Annotated in this window: 17 protein-coding genes; 7 read left to right on the plus strand and 10 right to left on the minus strand. The window is 70.9% G+C overall.

Features of this window, described 5'->3' with window-relative positions:
- The 8 genes from BLW43_RS00125 to BLW43_RS00160 all read right to left on the minus strand — a co-directional run bounded on the left by BLW43_RS00125 (nucleotide 1) and on the right by BLW43_RS00160 (nucleotide 6,034).
- Nucleotides 1-1,278: a TRAP transporter large permease gene (locus tag BLW43_RS00125; RefSeq protein WP_093247470.1), complete on the minus strand. Its 1,278-nt coding sequence runs from the start codon at nucleotides 1,276-1,278 to the stop codon at nucleotides 1-3.
- Complete coding sequence (locus BLW43_RS00130; RefSeq protein WP_093247471.1) at nucleotides 1,278-1,880, minus strand: TRAP transporter small permease; 603 nt, start codon at nucleotides 1,878-1,880, stop codon at nucleotides 1,278-1,280. Before BLW43_RS00130 ends, BLW43_RS00125 begins: the two co-directional genes overlap by 1 nt.
- 3 nt (nucleotides 1,881-1,883) lie before the next feature.
- Nucleotides 1,884-2,861: a sialic acid TRAP transporter substrate-binding protein SiaP gene (locus tag BLW43_RS00135; protein ID WP_217632061.1), complete on the minus strand. Its 978-nt coding sequence runs from the start codon at nucleotides 2,859-2,861 to the stop codon at nucleotides 1,884-1,886.
- A gap of 134 nt (nucleotides 2,862-2,995) precedes the next feature.
- Nucleotides 2,996-3,754, minus strand: coding sequence for an SDR family NAD(P)-dependent oxidoreductase (locus BLW43_RS00140; protein ID WP_093247472.1), 759 nt, complete (start codon nucleotides 3,752-3,754; stop codon nucleotides 2,996-2,998).
- Between the two features lie 24 nt (nucleotides 3,755-3,778).
- Entirely contained in the window at nucleotides 3,779-3,946 is a 168-nt protein-coding gene (rpmG, locus tag BLW43_RS00145; protein ID WP_093247473.1) for a 50S ribosomal protein L33, read from the minus strand.
- A 107-nt stretch (nucleotides 3,947-4,053) separates the two neighbouring features.
- The gene (locus BLW43_RS00150) at nucleotides 4,054-4,545 is read right to left on the minus strand and encodes a DUF2948 family protein (protein WP_093247474.1); all 492 of its coding nucleotides are present in this window, start codon (nucleotides 4,543-4,545) and stop codon (nucleotides 4,054-4,056) included.
- 2 nt (nucleotides 4,546-4,547) lie between these two features.
- A complete protein-coding gene (gene murA, locus BLW43_RS00155) occupies nucleotides 4,548-5,813 on the minus strand; it encodes a UDP-N-acetylglucosamine 1-carboxyvinyltransferase (RefSeq protein WP_093247475.1) in 1,266 nt (421 codons plus the stop codon).
- A 23-nt stretch (nucleotides 5,814-5,836) separates the two neighbouring features.
- On the minus strand, nucleotides 5,837-6,034 hold the full coding sequence (locus BLW43_RS00160; protein WP_093247476.1) for a hypothetical protein: 198 nt from the start codon (nucleotides 6,032-6,034) through the stop codon (nucleotides 5,837-5,839).
- A 141-nt stretch (nucleotides 6,035-6,175) separates the two neighbouring features.
- Between BLW43_RS00160 and BLW43_RS00165 the strand changes: the two genes are divergently transcribed.
- From BLW43_RS00165 to BLW43_RS00195, 7 genes are all read left to right on the plus strand, one after another.
- Nucleotides 6,176-6,505, plus strand: a complete 330-nt coding sequence (locus tag BLW43_RS00165; protein ID WP_093247477.1) for a DUF1476 domain-containing protein — start codon at nucleotides 6,176-6,178, stop codon at nucleotides 6,503-6,505.
- Nucleotides 6,506-6,712: 207 nt separating this feature from the next.
- Entirely contained in the window at nucleotides 6,713-8,245 is a 1,533-nt protein-coding gene (locus tag BLW43_RS00170; RefSeq protein ID WP_093247478.1) for an FAD-binding domain-containing protein, read from the plus strand.
- A gap of 129 nt (nucleotides 8,246-8,374) precedes the next feature.
- A complete protein-coding gene (locus tag BLW43_RS00175; protein ID WP_093247479.1) occupies nucleotides 8,375-8,524 on the plus strand; it encodes a DUF2256 domain-containing protein in 150 nt (49 codons plus the stop codon).
- Nucleotides 8,521-10,053 (plus strand): cryptochrome/photolyase family protein, encoded by a 1,533-nt coding sequence (locus tag BLW43_RS00180; RefSeq protein WP_093247480.1) that lies wholly within the window; start codon nucleotides 8,521-8,523, stop codon nucleotides 10,051-10,053. The genes BLW43_RS00175 and BLW43_RS00180 overlap by 4 nt, the downstream gene beginning before the upstream one ends.
- A 533-nt stretch (nucleotides 10,054-10,586) precedes the next feature.
- Complete coding sequence (locus tag BLW43_RS00185) at nucleotides 10,587-11,666, plus strand: hypothetical protein (protein ID WP_093247481.1); 1,080 nt, start codon at nucleotides 10,587-10,589, stop codon at nucleotides 11,664-11,666.
- 103 nt (nucleotides 11,667-11,769) lie between these two features.
- On the plus strand, nucleotides 11,770-13,134 hold the full coding sequence (locus BLW43_RS00190; RefSeq protein WP_093247482.1) for a serine/threonine-protein kinase: 1,365 nt from the start codon (nucleotides 11,770-11,772) through the stop codon (nucleotides 13,132-13,134).
- Between the two features lie 36 nt (nucleotides 13,135-13,170).
- Nucleotides 13,171-13,812, plus strand: a complete 642-nt coding sequence (locus BLW43_RS00195; protein WP_093247483.1) for a vWA domain-containing protein — start codon at nucleotides 13,171-13,173, stop codon at nucleotides 13,810-13,812.
- Between the two features lie 33 nt (nucleotides 13,813-13,845).
- Here the strand turns inward: BLW43_RS00195 and BLW43_RS00200 are convergent, their stop codons facing one another.
- Nucleotides 13,846-14,124 (minus strand): hypothetical protein, encoded by a 279-nt coding sequence (locus tag BLW43_RS00200; RefSeq protein ID WP_093247484.1) that lies wholly within the window; start codon nucleotides 14,122-14,124, stop codon nucleotides 13,846-13,848.
- 50 nt (nucleotides 14,125-14,174) lie between these two features.
- Nucleotides 14,175-15,080 (minus strand): hypothetical protein, encoded by a 906-nt coding sequence (locus tag BLW43_RS00205; protein WP_093247485.1) that lies wholly within the window; start codon nucleotides 15,078-15,080, stop codon nucleotides 14,175-14,177.
- Between the last annotated feature and the right edge of the window lie 2 nt (nucleotides 15,081-15,082).

Consider the following 15,082-nt stretch of genomic DNA (forward strand, 5'->3'; position numbering starts at 1 on the left):
TCAACGGTAGATCAGGGTCGGCAGCCACATCGAGACCGCCGGCACGAAGGTGACGAGCATCAGCACGGCGACGAGCGGGATCAGGAACGGCGCCGTCGCCGCAACGCAGCGCTCGAACGGCACGCCGCTCACGCGCGCCAGCACGTAGAGGACCATCCCCACCGGCGGCGTCAACAGCCCGATCATCAGGTTCAGCACCATGATGACGCCGAAATGCACCGGGTCCACGCCGATCTTGACCATGATCGGCAGCAGCACCGGCGTCAGGATCGTGATGGCCGCGATGGTCTCCATGAAGCAACCCACCACCAGCAGGATGAGGTTCACCAACAGCAGGATGATGATCGGGTTCTCCGTCACCGTCAGCAGCATCGCCGCGAACTGCTCGGTGGCGCGGTTCGACGTCAGCAGCCAGGCGAAGATCGAGGCCCCGGCGACGATGAACATCACGATCGAGGTGGTCTCGATGGTGTCCATGCTAACCCGCAGCAGGCGCCTCCACGTCAGCGTGCGGTAGACGACGAGACCCAGCAGCAGCGCATAGGCCGATGCGGCGATGGCGGCCTCGGTGGGCGTGAACACGCCCGCGAGGATGCCGCCGACGATGATCACCGGCGTCATCAGCGACAGGAACGCCGCGAGGAAGCTGGAGCCCAGCACGCCGAGCGAGAACGCAGCGTCGCGCGGGTAGCCGCGCTTGCGCGCATACCACGCCACCATCGCCATCAGCGCCAGCGCCATCAGCAGGCCGGGAATGAACCCTGCCGCGAAGAGCTGCCCGATCGAGGCCGAGGCCACCACGCCGTAGATCACCATGGGCAGCGAGGGCGGAATGATCGGCCCGATGGTCGAGGACGCCGCCGTGACGCCCACCGAGAAGTCGGCGTCGTACCCTGCGTCCTTCATCGCCTTGATCTCGATGGTCCCGAGGCCGCCGGCGTCGGCCACCGCCGCGCCGGACATGCCGGCGAAGATCACCGAGGCGCCGACGTTCACATGGCCGAGCCCGCCGCGCAGCCAGCCGACGCCGGCCTTGGCGAAGTCGAAGATGCGGTTGGTGATGCCGGCGGTGTTCATCAGGTTGCCCGCGAGGATGAAGAACGGCACGGCGAGCAGGGGAAAGCTGTCAACCCCGTTCACCATGCGGTGGATCACCACGAGTTCCGGCGCCTGGCCGGTGACGGCGATGAAGATCAGCGAGGAGGCCGCCAGCGACACCGCCACCGGCATGCCGATCACCACCATCCCGAAGATGAGCGCGAACAGGAGCCAGAGCATCAGAAGGCGCCGGCGGACGGGTCGACGGGCGGCTGCGTCAGCGCGCCGTGGCGTCGGCCGTGGAAACGGTCCCACGCCAGCCGGGCGGCATAGAGCGCCATGGCGGCGAAGCACGCCGCGACGATCCAGTAGATCACCGCCTTGGAGACCTCGATGGACGCCATTTTCTGCCGCGTGCGCATCGCCAGCTCTACGCTGTACCATGTCGCCGCGACGAAGAACGCCGTCTTCGCGACGTCGATGGTCGCCGAGAGCAGCTTGCGCGTCCGCATCGACAGGTACCGGTAGAAGAATTCGACCACGATGTGGCTGTCCTTGCGCACGGCGATCACGGCGCCGGTGAAAGCGGAGACGATCAGCAGGTAGCGGGCGATCTCCTCGGTCCAGCCGAGGCTGTCGTTCAGCACGTATCGCGTGAAGAACTGGAGAAACACCACTCCCGCGAGCACCCAGAACATAGCCACGGGGATGACGTCCACCGCGCGCATGTCGGAAAGGTCGGGCTCTTGGTCCTCGGGAACCGCGAACTCGACCGGGCCGCCGGGTGTGGCCCGGTCGTCGGCCCGGTCGTCAGCCCGCTGGGGGGCCTTGTTGTCCGCCATGGCTTACTTGATGGCCTGGAGACGGTCGTAGGTCGCCTGGTCCCAGGTCGCGGCGGGGCCGTTGTGCAGCGGGGCGACGGCCTCGATGAACGGCGTGCGGTCGACTTCGTTCACGTTGACGCCCTGCTCGCGGAACCACGCCACAAGGTCCTTCTCGGCCTGCACGATCTCATCGGTGCAGTTGGCGGCGGCTTCCTCCAGCACGGCGATCAGCGTCGCGCGGTCGGCCTCGTCCATCGAGGCGAGCGTGTCGCCGGAGACGATGGTCATCAGCGCGTCGGTGATGTGGCCGGTGAGGTTGATGTCGCTCTGGACCTCGTAGAACTTCTTGAACTGGATGGTCGGGAGCGGGTTCTCCTGCGCGTCCACCACGCCCTGCTGCAGCGCGAGATAGACCTCGGCGAAGGCCATCGGCGTCGCGTTGGCCTCGACCGCCTCGGGAAACATCGTGTAGAGCGGCGCGTTCGGCACCCGGATCTTGAGGCCCTGCATGTCGGAGGGCTTCAGGATCGGCTTGTTTGAGGTGACGTGGCGCAGGCCGTAATAGGTCAACGTCACGACATGGTGGCCGCTCTCGTCCTCGTAACCGTCGGCGAGTTCGCGGAACAGGCCGCCGTCGCGGAACTTCTCCCAGTGGTCGAAGCCGCGGAACATGAACGGCGCGCCGCCGATCGCCATCGGCCCGTAGGTGCGCCCGGCGAAGAGCTGCCCGGTGTAGATGATGTCGACGGTGCCGAGGCCAAGCCCCTCGTTGATGTCGACTTCCTTGCCGAGCGAGGAGGCGGGAAACACCTCGATCGTGTAGCGCCCGTCGGTGCGCTTCGCGAGTTCCTCGCCGGCCCAGACCGCCCAGCTGTGATAGTTCGATGCGGATTCGTAGACATGCGCCCATTTGAGCGCGGTCTGCGACGCGGCGGCGCCGGCCAGCGTGATCAGGCCCGCCGCGGCGACCGCCACGGCCCGTGCGAATCTCATGGTCATTGCATTCTCCCCAGAGTGGGCGGTCGCTTCGCGCACGCCGCCTTTCTTCTGGGTCGCACCGTCTCAAACGATTTAGGTCGACGCAAGAGGACTTTTCCGGGGTGATGCGGTCCGCAGCGGTCCGGGCGCCGCGCTCAGACGCGCCCCATGTCCACGACCATCGTCTGCGCCGTCATCGCGCGTGCGGCGTCGGAGGCGAGGAACAGGCACGGGCCCACCATGTCCTCCGGCATGATCTCGCGCCGGATGCACTGCTGCGAGAGATGCGCGGCCAGCGCCTCGGGCGTCGCCCACAGAGTCCGCTGGCGCTCCGTCATCACCCAGCCCGGAAACAGCGCGTTGACGCGCACGCCGAAGGCGCCGAAGTCCCGCGCCTGACCGCGTGTGAGGCCGACGATGCCGGCCTTGGAGGCCATGTAGACCTGCAGATCGGCCATCGCCTGCAGGAAGCTCACCGAGGAGAAGTTCACAACTGCGGCGCCGGGGACCGACTTGAGGTCGTCAAGGCAGGCCTGCGCGGTAAAATAGACATGGCGCAGGTTCACCGCCTGCATGTCGTCCCACTGCTCGACCGAAACCGTGCCGGGAGCGGTGCGGTCGTCGCGCGCGGCGTTGCAGACCAGGCGGGATATCGGGCCGTGGGCCGCGCGCGCCTCGGCGACCGCCGCCTCGATGGCCTTCACGTCGCGCAGGTCGGCCTTGATCCAGAGCGGCGCGGTCCCGTGGCGCGCGGCCGCTTCGTCGACGAAATCGGCGCTGTCCACCACATCGATGAACGCCACGCGCGACCCTTGCGCGAGAAACCCCTCGACAAGGCTGGCGCCGATTCCCGAACCGCCGCCCGTCACCAGCACGCTGGCGCCGGCGAGATCGGGGTGGATGGCCGGCTTCATGTCGCGCGCCCGGCGGGGGCGGGCTTACTTGATCTTGCCTTCCTTGTACTCGACATGCTTGCGCGCGACGGGGTCGTACTTCCGCACGCTCATCTTGTCGGTCATGGTGCGCGAGTTCTTCTTGGTCACATAGAAGTGGCCGGTGCCCGCGCTGGAGTTCAGCCGGATCTTGATCGTCGTGGGCTTCGCCATGGTCGTCTCCCGGAGGGCGGGGCCCCCGATGCTGTGCGCGCATCGCGCTGTGAAAATCGAACCCGTGTGGATACCCATGCGTGGCGGCGTGTCAAGCGCCGCGGCGGTCAGTCGGCCTGCGCCGCGCCGTCCTCCGCCGGATGCTCGGGCAGCCCCCGCGCAGCATGGGGACGGGCCACGTCGCTGAGCGAGACCTCGAGCGCCTCGACGTCGAGCACGATGTCGGCGCCGCCCGACAGCGCCAGCCGCAGTTCTCCGGCCCCGTCCTCGGCGGGCTCGAACGACATCGACAGGAGGTTGTAGACCGCGTCCGACGCCGCGGGAGACAGGCCCCGCGCCCGCGCCGCCAGCACGTTCTCCACCACCAGCATGGCGCGCACGCGCTCGTAGGGCCGCCCGGCGGCCTTTGCGGCCTCGGCGTCCTCCCAGCGGAAACGCGAGATCAGCGCCGCGAAGCGCCGCGCGCGCGGCAGGAACCGCGCGTCGCCCACCGCGCCGACCGCGTCCTGCGCCAGCGCGGCGAGCACCGGAAGGCCCTCGGCCGTCTCGGCGCGGATGCGCAGCGGCCTGTCAGCGTCCTCGAATCGCGCGTCCGCCATGCTCAGTCCTTCAGCCGCTCGATGCGGGCGCCGCAGGCGGCGAGCTTGGCCTCCACGCGCTCGTAGCCGCGGTCGAGGTGATAGACGCGGCTGATGACGGTCTCGCCCTCCGCCGCCAGCGCGGCGAGGATCAGCCCCGCCGAGGCGCGCAGATCAGACGCCATCACTGGCGCCCCCCGCAGCCGCGCCCGCCCGCGCACCCGCGCCTCGCCGCCGTGCACCGTGATGTCGGCGCCCATGCGCGCCAGCTCCGGCACATGCATGAAACGGTTCTCGAAGATGGTCTCGGAGACGACGCTCTCGCCCTCGGCCTGGGTGAGCAGCGACATCATCTGCGCCTGGAGGTCGGTGGGAAAGCCGGGGAAGGGGGCGGTCGCGAAGCGCATCGCCTTCAGCGCGTCGCCCTCCCGGCGCACTGAGAAGCCGCGCTCGGTGTCCTCCACGCGCACGCCGGCCTCCTCCAGCGCCTCGATCATCGCGCCGACGAGCGCCCGGTCGCCGCCGACGATCTCGACCGCGCCGCCGGCGATGGCCGGCGCGATCATGTAGGTGCCCATCTCGATCCGGTCGGCGATGACGCGGTGCGTGGCGCCGTGCAGCCGGTCGACGCCCTCGATGGTTATCGTGTCGGTGCCCTCGCCCTGGATGCGGGCGCCCATGGCGCGCAGGCAGCGGGCGAGGTCGACGATCTCGGGCTCCTTCGCGGCGTTGACGAGCTCGGTCGTCCCCTTCGCCAGCGTCGCGGCCATCATCAAATTCTCCGTCGCGCCGACCGAGACGATGCGGAACGTCACCCGCGCGCCCTTCAGCCCGCCCGGCGCCTCGGCGTGAACATAGCCGTCGCGCAGCTCCAGCGTCGCGCCCAGCGCCTCCAGCCCGCTGAGGTGGATGTCCACCGGGCGTGCGCCGATGGCGCAGCCGCCGGGCAGCGACACCACCGCGGCGCCCTCGCGCGCCAGCAGCGGCCCGAGCACAAGGATCGAGGCGCGCATCTTCCGCACGATGTCGTAATGCGCCAGCCGGCTGGCGATGCGCTCCGCCCCGATGGCCAGCGCCCGGCCCTCGTTCAGCGCCGCCACCTCGCAGCCGAGGCTCTCCAGCAGCGCGCGCATCGTGGCGATGTCGGCGAGCCGCGGCGCGTTGGTCAGCGTCAGCGGCTCGTCGGTGAGCAGCGCCGCGGGCATCAGCGCGAGGCAGGCGTTCTTGGCGCCGCCGATGGCGATGGCGCCGTTGAGCGGCGCGCCGCCGGTGATCGCGATCCTGTCCATTGCAGCCCTCTCGCCCTCTCGGTTCAGTCGTCCCGCCGGCCGCTCTCCGGCGGTTCGGCGGCGGCTTCACGGCCGTCCTGCGGCTGCGCCTCGTCCAGCGGCGCCGCGCGCTTCGCTTGCTTGCGCCGCCGCAGATTGTCGCGCAAGGCGGCTGCGAGGCGCGTGCGCCGCTCGTCCTCGCCGCCCCGCCCGTCGCCCTGTCCGTCGCCGCGTCCCGCCATGGCGCTTCCTACCGCGAGCGCCGCCGGCGCGTCCACAGCCGCCAGCTTGCGGCGCCTCGGCTATGGCGCGCAGGGGGATGATCGGCTATCGCAACCCGGGTTGCGTCGCGGGCGCGGCGCTGGCGAGAGAACGAGGCGGCCATGTCAACTTTCGACGATCGCGAACGGGCGTTCGAGAACAAGTACGCTCACGACGCGGAGATGCAGTTCAAGGCGGGCGCGCGGCGCAACAAGCTGCTGGGCCTGTGGGTCGCCGAGATCATCGGCAAGTCCGGCGACGAGGCCGACGCCTACGCCAAGGAAGTCGTCATCGCCGACTTCGAGGAGGCCGGCGACGAGGACGTGTTCCGCAAGGTCTGGGCCGACCTTCAGGCGGCCAACGCGCCGGTCGACGAGGCGACGCTGCGCCAGCGGATGCTCTCCCTGATGAGCGAGGCTAAGAACCAGGTCATGACCGAGGTCAAGGACTGACCGGGGCGACGGACTGACCGGCGCGACGGACTGGCGGGCCGCCGCGCGCCGCCGCGGCGGGTTCGAGGCTGGCCGAGCTTCCGGTTCACGCTTCCGGTCGGCGCTTCCGCCCGCCGCATCGCGGCGCCGCCGACGATCCCGCCTCTTTTCCGGCGGGGACGCCCGCAGCCGTTGACGTGGAGTCGCCGCGGCCTTCCTTCCATCGCCATGCGCGACCCTCTCACCCTCGTCTGGTTCAAGCGCGATCTGCGCGCCGAGGATCACGCTCCGCTCTGCGCCGCCGCGCAGGCGGGCGCCGTCCTGCCCGTCCATGTCGCGGAGCCGGCGCTCTGGGCGCGGCCGACGATGAGCGCGCGCCAATGGGGCTTCGTCGCCGACAGTCTCGCGGCGTTGCGCGCCGATCTCGCGGCGCTTGGCGCGCCGCTGGTCGTGCGGGTGGGCGACGCGGTAGAGGAGCTGTCGCGCCTCGCCGCTGAGACCGGCGCCTGCGCGCTCTACGCCCATGCCGAGACCGGCGACGGCTGGACCTATGCGCGGGATCGTCGCGTCGCCGCCTGGGCGCGCGGGGCCGGGCTGGAATGGCGCGAGTTTCCCGCCGGCGGCGTCGTGCGGCGCCTGCGCTCGCGCGACGGCTGGTCGGCGCGATGGGAGCGGACGATGCGCGCCCCCGCGCTGGCGCCCCCCGCCCTGCGCGGCCCGCGCCTCGATCCGGGGCCGATCCCCGGCGCCGCCGCGCTCGGCCTCGCGCCGGACCCCTGCGAACGCCAGAAGGGCGGGCGCGGCGCCGCTCTCGCGACCCTCGGCGGGTTCCTGACCGTGCGCGGACGTGACTATCGCCGCGCCATGAGCTCCCCCCTGACCGGCTTCGACGCCTGCTCGCGCCTCTCGCCCCATCTCGCCTGGGGCACGCTCTCGACCCGCGAGGCCGCTCAGGCCGGCTGGGCGCGGCGGGCGGAGCTGACCGGGGAGGGCGCGGACGCCGCCTGGCGCGGTTCGGTCGACAGCTTCCTCTCCCGCCTGCACTGGCGCTGCCACTTCATGCAGAAGCTGGAGGACGAGCCCGAGATCGAGACGCGCTGCATGCACCGCGCCTATGAGGGCCTGCGCGAGGCCGACCACCGGCCCGAGATGCTCGCCGCATGGGAGAAGGGCGAGACCGGCTATCCTTTTGTCGACGCCTGCCTGCGCGCCCTGGCCGCGACCGGCTGGATGAATTTCCGCATGCGCTCGATGCTGACGGCCTTCGCCGCCTATCACCTGTGGCTCGACTGGCGGGCCGTCGCGCCGCCCATGGCGCGCTGGTTCACCGACTACGAGCCCGGCATCCACTACAGCCAGCTCCAGATGCAGAGCGGCGTGACGGGGATCAACACGACGCGGGTCTACAATCCGGTCAAGCAGTCGCAGGATCAGGACCCGGACGGCGCCTTCATCCGCCGCTGGGTTCCCGAACTCGCCGGCCTTGCCGCCGCGCGGATCCATGCGCCCTGGAAGATGGAGCGGGCGGAGGCGCGCGCCGCCGGCGTCGTCCTCGGCGAGAGCTATCCCGAGCGCGTCGTCGAGCACGAGGCCGCCGCGCGCGCCGCGAAGGAGAAGGTTCACGCGGTGCGCCGCGGCGACGCCTTCCGCGAGGAGAAGCGCGCCGTGATGACGAAGCACGCCAGCCGCAAGCAGGGCCGCGACGGCTTCCCGAAGCGCGCCGCGCGACCCGACGCCCGCCAGCGCGCCTTCGAGTTCTGATGCGCGCCCCTCCAAGGCAGCCGCTCAGCGGCGCTCCCCGAGCGCAGGCGGCACTCGCATCGCCCCCTCTCCCGCCTGCGGGAGAGGGCCGGGGTGAGGGCGCGGGCGTAACGCGATAGGCTGGCGAGCATGGCGAAGATGACGAAGAAGGCCGACCTGCCGTCCAAGCCCTGCGCCGCCTGCGGCCGCCCCTTCGCGTGGCGCAGGAAGTGGGCGAAGGTCTGGGACGAGGTCCGCTACTGCTCCGACCGCTGCCGCTTTGAGGCGAAGAAGAAATGAGCGACGCCGCACCCGTCCGCCGACTCTGCGTCGTTCTCGGCGACCAGCTCGACGCCGACAGCGCGCTTTTCGACGGCTTCGACCCCGCGCGCGACGCGATCCTGATGACCGAGGCCGCCGAGGAGGCGACCTACGTCCCCCAGCACAGGAAGCGCCTCGTGCTGTTCTTCGCCGCCATGCGCCATTTCGCGGAAGCTCAGCGCGCCGAGGGTCGCCGCGTCCTCTACCGCCGCCTCGACGACGGCGCGCCGCAGACGCTTGCCGACAGCCTGCGCGCCGCCGTGGACGAGCACGCCCCCGAGCGCGTCGAGGTCGTCCTGCCTGGCGACTGGCGCGTGCTGGAGGCGCTGAAGGCCGCCGCCCCCGAAATCGTGATCCGGGAGGACCGCCATTTTCTCACGACGCCGGAGCAGTGGGCGGACATGCGGCGCGATCGCAGGCGCTTCATCCTGGAGGATTTCTACCGCGCCCAGCGCCGGCGCACCGGCTGGCTGATGGAGGACGGCGAGCCGCTGGGCGGCGAGTGGAACTTCGACAAGGCCAACCGCAGGAGCTTCGGCCGCGACGGCCCCGGCCTCGTGCCGCGCCGCCCCCACAGCGCGCCCGACGACGTGACCAACGACGTCATCCGCATGGTCGAGAAGCGCTTTCCCGACGCGCCGGGCTCCACCCAGGGCTTCGCCGAGCCGGTCACGCGCCGGCAGGCGCTCGTCCACCTGCGCGCCTTCGTGGAGGACCGGCTGCCGCTCTACGGCGACTATCAGGACGCCATCGCGCAAGGCCAGCCGACGCTCTGGCACGCCCGCATCTCGGCGGCGATGAACCTCAAGCTGATCTCACCGCGCGAGGCCTGCGAGGCGGCGATGGAGGCGCATCGGGCCGGCCGGGCCCCGCTCAACGCCGTCGAAGGTTTCGTGCGCCAGATCCTCGGCTGGCGGGAATTCACCCGCGGCGTCTACTGGACGCTGATGCCCGACTACGCCGGGCGCAACGAACTCGGGGCCGACGCGGACCTTCCGGCGTTCTTCTGGACCGGCGAGACGGAGATGGCCTGCCTGCGCGACAGCGTCGGCCAGGTGCTGCGCGAGGGCTACGCCCACCACATCCAGCGGCTGATGGTGATGGGCCTGTTCCTGATGCTCTGGGGCGCCCGGCCGAAGGCCGCCCATGACTGGCACATGGGGATGTATCTAGACGCGGTGGACTGGGTGTCGCTGCCCAACATGGCCGGCATGAGCCAGCACGCCGACGGCGGCGTGATGGGCACAAAGCCCTACTGCGCCTCCGGGGCCTACATCGACCGCATGTCAGACTGCTGCTCGGGCTGCCGCTACGACCCGAAACAGGCGACCGGCGAAAAGGCCTGCCCGTTCACCACGCTCTACTGGGATTTCCTCGACCGCCACGAGAGTCGCTTCAGGAGCAACATGCGCATGAAGATGCAGCTCTCGAACCTGCGGCGGAAGTCCGACGCGGACCGCAGGGCGATCCGCAAGGCGGCGGAGGGGGTGCGGGGACGTCCGGGGTAGGGGGCCGCGCGCGAAGACCGCACGGCCTGGCGCAGAGGTCGCCGGAGGCGCCGTGCGGCCCTGGCGTGCGGAGGTCGCCCGCGTGAGCCGTGATCCCGCCGTCCCGTTTCGAGCCCGTCGACGATGCCGCGCCGCGGATCGCTGGACATCGTGCTCGACGGCGCGGGTCCGGAGTTCCTCCGTCCGGGCGCGCGCCGGACACTGCGGGAGCCGGCGTTCGAAGCGCAAGCCGCATGTCTGCGTCGAGCCCGATCGCGGCGGGATCGTCGCCCATGAGGTGACGGAGGGCGAGACCGGCGACGCCGCGCCAAAGCCGCAGGGAAGCCGCGCGGCGATGAGCATGTGCGACGCGAGGGGAACGGCTTAACGTCCGCTGGACGTGTTGATACGTTAACCCCGGATCACGATGCGATTCGTCGCAGGCGCTTCAGGGCTAGGTGGTGGATTCGATTAACGCTCGCTCGGAACGGTCGATCTGGCGCGTCTACTCGTGTCGCCGCGGCGTTCTGGCGGCGCGGCGAGAGCATGATCTGATGTCGCTCGTCGACCGGAACATCGGCAACGCGTTCGGCGACTGGAGCGTGGAGCCGACGACCGACCTCAAGCTGTTTCCGCCGTCGCGATCCGACCATTTCCTGCCCTATCAGATCCGCCTGCCGGTCGAGCTGACCGACGATGACATGGCGGCGATAGATTATGACGGCGACGGAAGCCTCGGAGCGACCGTGTTCGGCCCCGAACAGGAAAAGCACTCCAATCAGGACTTCTGCGTGTGCGGCGCGATCGCCGACGACCGCGGCCGCAGGCTCTCGTTCTCGGTGGTCTGCGACGGCGTGAGCACCGGCGCGTTCTGGACCCAGCGCGGGGCCCAGGTCGCGTCCTTCAGCGCCTACGCCGTTCTGAAGCAGATGTGGCGGGAAGGGATGTCCTCGGCGGAGAGGATCACCGAAGCCCATGTCGAGGCGTTCCGCGAGCGATGCGCAGAGCGGATCGCCGCGGCGATCAAGGCCGACCGCAGCAATCTGCTCTATGACGTGCACGGCTACCCGCCCGACTTCGCCGCCAGGGTGTTTCTCAAGAACCGCGACGGCATGGACGTCTGGCACCATTCCACGATCATCGTGGCGGCGGTCGCGCATAACGGCGGCCTGATCGCGTTCGCGGGCGATGGCGGCGTCAGCCTTCTGCGCCGGAGCAGGGGCGGCGAGGAGAGCGTCAGGTCGATCCTGCGCTCCACCGACGATCTGGCGATCTCGAAGTTCGTTTCGCCGATGGTGCGCGCGAGCGACATCGCGGCCGGGGTGATCGACACCACCGACGTCGAGCATGTCCAGATAACAACCTGTTCCGACGGCGTGGACAGGACGCTGAGCAAAGCGGACGTCACGCTTGAGGCGTTCGCCGGCGAGTTCGGCGACAGCGAGGCGCTGGCGGCGGGTCTGGAAGCCTTGCCGTCGCGTTTCGGCGAATTTGCCGAGCGCGACAACTACGCGCTGGCGATCATCGCGTGGCCGCGGATCGAGCGCCCCGCCGCGTCGGGCGCCGGCGCGCCGGAGGCGCAGTCCGGGGCGGGGCAGGGCCTCGACGACGCCGGCGCGCCGAGCCCGACATGACCCGACGGACCGTGACGCGCGCCATGCGGCGCCCCGGAACCGTCACGGACGTCGCGCAGTCGGGCCGCGCCGGCGCGGCGCGTCTGCTCAATCACGGGTCGCCATGCTGACGGCCTACACCGTGAAGCAGCTCGCCGGCGGGGAGTTCCAGCTCCGCAACAGCGGCGGCGGATCGGGCGGCGGCGCCCTCGTCACGATCAGGTTTCCGAAGCCGTTCCCGAAGGGATGGCCGCGCGGCGGCGCCGAGGGCTACGCCGTGCCGGCGACCATGAGCAGCCCCGCGCTGGGCGACGTGCCCTGCATCGTGAAGGCGTTCCGCAACGGGCTGCCGGGCCGCGGGGACCGGATGGACAAGCTGGTGGGACACGGGCTCGCGCGCTCCCATGACTGGCTGTTTTCGGGCGTTCCCTTCGCCTCGGTAAGGCGCGCCACGGTCAACGGCGTGCCGCTGGACGACAGCAACATCTCGATCCACGTCTGCTACGACGTCAACGGCGAGGATTTCGCCCACCTCAAGAACCATGACGCGTTCGACGCGTTCGACGCCGACGAGAGAGGCTGGCTGGCGGCCCAGCTCTGCGAGACCGTCGCCGGTCTGGAGAAGCGGCGGATCGTCCACGGCGACCTGTCCCATGGCAACATCATGATCGGGTGGGACGACGAGCGGCGTCGGGTGGAATGCGTCCTCATCGACTACGACGGTTTCACGGCAGCCGGCACGCCGCCGCTGCCGCGCCGCCACGCCGGTCAGCCGATCCGCATGCTCGGCTCCCCGGGCTACCAGCACCCCGAGCTGATGCGGCGCAGCAGCGCCGACCCCGCCGGCGCCGACGAGGGCGTGTTCGTCGAGAACGACCGCTTCGCGCTTGGCGTGCTGTGCTGCGAACTGATGGTGTGGCGATCCTCTGTCAGGCAGGCGCTGCTACGCGACGAACTCCTGTCGCCGGAGGCGCTGGCGACAGGGCGCGACGTGATCCCGAAGGAGCTCTCCCGCGGTTGGCCGGACGGCGCCGACCTGCTCGCCGAGGCGCTGCGCGCGCCCACGGCCGCCGATCTGCCCGAACCGCACGCGTGGCTGCGCGCCATGGGCCGCAGGGTCGACGACCATGCGCCGGCCGAGTGGACGACGCCGAAGCCGGTCATGCGGATCTCGCGCCAGAGCGGCGGGCCGCACAGCCCGATCAGCGTGCGCCGGAGGGTCGAGTTCGGTCACAGCGCGCAGGGCGCCGGCGACCTTTCGGCGATCGACCCGCGGCTCGCGCCGGTAGGCTTCGCCTACGAACGCGCGGACGGCGCGCTGACCCTCAAACTCACCTTCGACTGGCCCGAACTCGTGACCGTGACGCGGAGCGACCGCATGCTGAGGCTGGATGCGCGCAAGGCGCCGCGGCCGCGTCCGCTCACCTTCGAGGTCGGCCCCACCGATGTCATTCGCTCCGACGGATGGCGTTTCGACTTCAGCCCCTAACCAGCCTTCGCCCGGCATCAGGACAGGAGATCGACCATGCCCGCATCCCGCGTAACGTCCGAAACTCCCTGGCACGTCGTCTTCGTCATCGACGACAGTCACTCGATGTCAGGCCCGCCCGCCGACGCCGTCAACGAGTCGCTCAAGCACCTGCTCGCCCAGCTCGAGATGTCGTCGCAGGGCAAGAAGCCCTACTTCAAGGTCTCGATCATCGCGTTCGGCTCGTCGGTCCAGCCGATCTGCGAGGCCGCCGCGGAGACCGACGTGGACGCCGACGCCATCGCCACCTTCGGCGGCAATCTCGGGGGAACCGACGCAGCGGCGGCGTTCGATGAGACCGCTGCGCTGTTGCGGCGTCATCCCGGCAAGGCGTCGGACTTCACGCCCTTCGTGTTCTTCTTCTCCGACGGCGCGCCCGCCGACGACAAGCTGGCGCTGGCTGCGGCGGAGAAGGTGAAGAATCTCGACATTCCGGCCGGGAAGCCCTGGATCGTCAGCATCGGCTTGGGCGACGGTGTGCAGGAAGACTTCATGAAGTCGGCGGCGACCACTTCCGAGCTCTACAAGTGGCTGCGGACGCCGGCCGACATCGTGAAGTTCCTGCCGGCGATCGGCACGGTCGCGCAGACCACCGCCGGCGGCGCCGAGGGGGTCGCGGCGGGCGTCATGCAGTTCTGAGGCGCGCCGGCGCGCGCCGTGGCGCTGCGCACGCTAGACGCTGCGCCGCGCGGTGACGGCGGTCGGCAGCGGCGTCTCCACGCCGAGCTCGGCGAACTCCACGACGGCGAAGCGCATCGCGCTGCACGCCGGGTGCGCGATCGCCCGGCCGGTCGCGGCGTCCCGGAAGCCAAGTCGCCATGCGCGAGGGTCGCCGCGCGCATCGACCACGACGCCGCGCGTCGGCCGCAGCGCCGGGTCGGCCGCCGCGCGTTGCGCCGCGACCGCCTGCGCCATCAGCACATGCTCGTCGTTCGCCACATCGAGGGACATCCGGCGCCTCCACGCGCATCTCCGCCGCCGGAAGCGATAGCGCGACGCGGTTAAGGCTTTCTCGACGGGGACCGGCCGATCGCGACGAACAGCGCGATGGCGATGAGCGGCGATCCGATCACGACGAGCGTGGCGGGGAGGCGCCACCCCAGATCGCGCCACCGCGCGACGATCGCGCAGAGCGCAGCGCCGAATGCGCAGGACAGGATGCACAGTGCGAGCCGGAAACCGGAACTCCAGCCCGCCGGGGAGGCCGTCAGTTCGAGGACGGTCCACTCCGCGAGCCCGGCGAGAACGGGCGGCGCCCCATCCGCGCGGTCGAGCCTGACGCTTCCGCCGGCGTCGCCGAGCGCCGCGACGTGAAGCAGGGCGAGACCGGGCCCCGCGGCCGCGAGGGACAGGATCATCGCGGAGAGGAACCGGGCGCGCCCCAGCCGCAGCGCGTGGCCGCCCGGCCGCCGGGAGCGCCTCGCCATGCCGAGGAGGATGTTGAGGATCGGAACGAAGAACAGCGCCAGCAGCGGATCCTTCACCTCGCCGTCGCGAGCGCGCAGGAGCGCCGCTCGGGAGAGGACGCCGACGGCGCCAAGCGCGACGAGGATCGACGCGGCCTCCGCAGCCGCGTCGGCCCAGGGCGGCGTCGCCGGCAGCAGCATGAGCAGCGCAAACAGGCAGCGCAGGGCGAAGTCGCGGCGGCCGAAGCTCCGCGGCGCAGGCGTCGGCGGCGCCGGCTGCGGCGCAGGGGGCGGCGCGCCGCGCGCCGCCGTCGGGTCGGCGCTCGGCCGTTGAGCGCTCCCCGGGCTCGAGGGCCGGGCCGGGCGGCGCGCTTTGGCCTCGCCGGGCTCGCTCCCGGCGCCGCCGGGCGGGTCGGCCAGGGATGGATCGGGCCGCCCCGGCCGGTCCAGCCGCATGACAAAGGCGTGCAGCGCCCAGAAGTCGTTGTCGAAACGGGACACTG

Source organism: Rubrimonas cliftonensis (genome assembly GCF_900107585.1).
Taxonomy (GTDB): domain Bacteria; phylum Pseudomonadota; class Alphaproteobacteria; order Rhodobacterales; family Rhodobacteraceae; genus Rubrimonas; species Rubrimonas cliftonensis.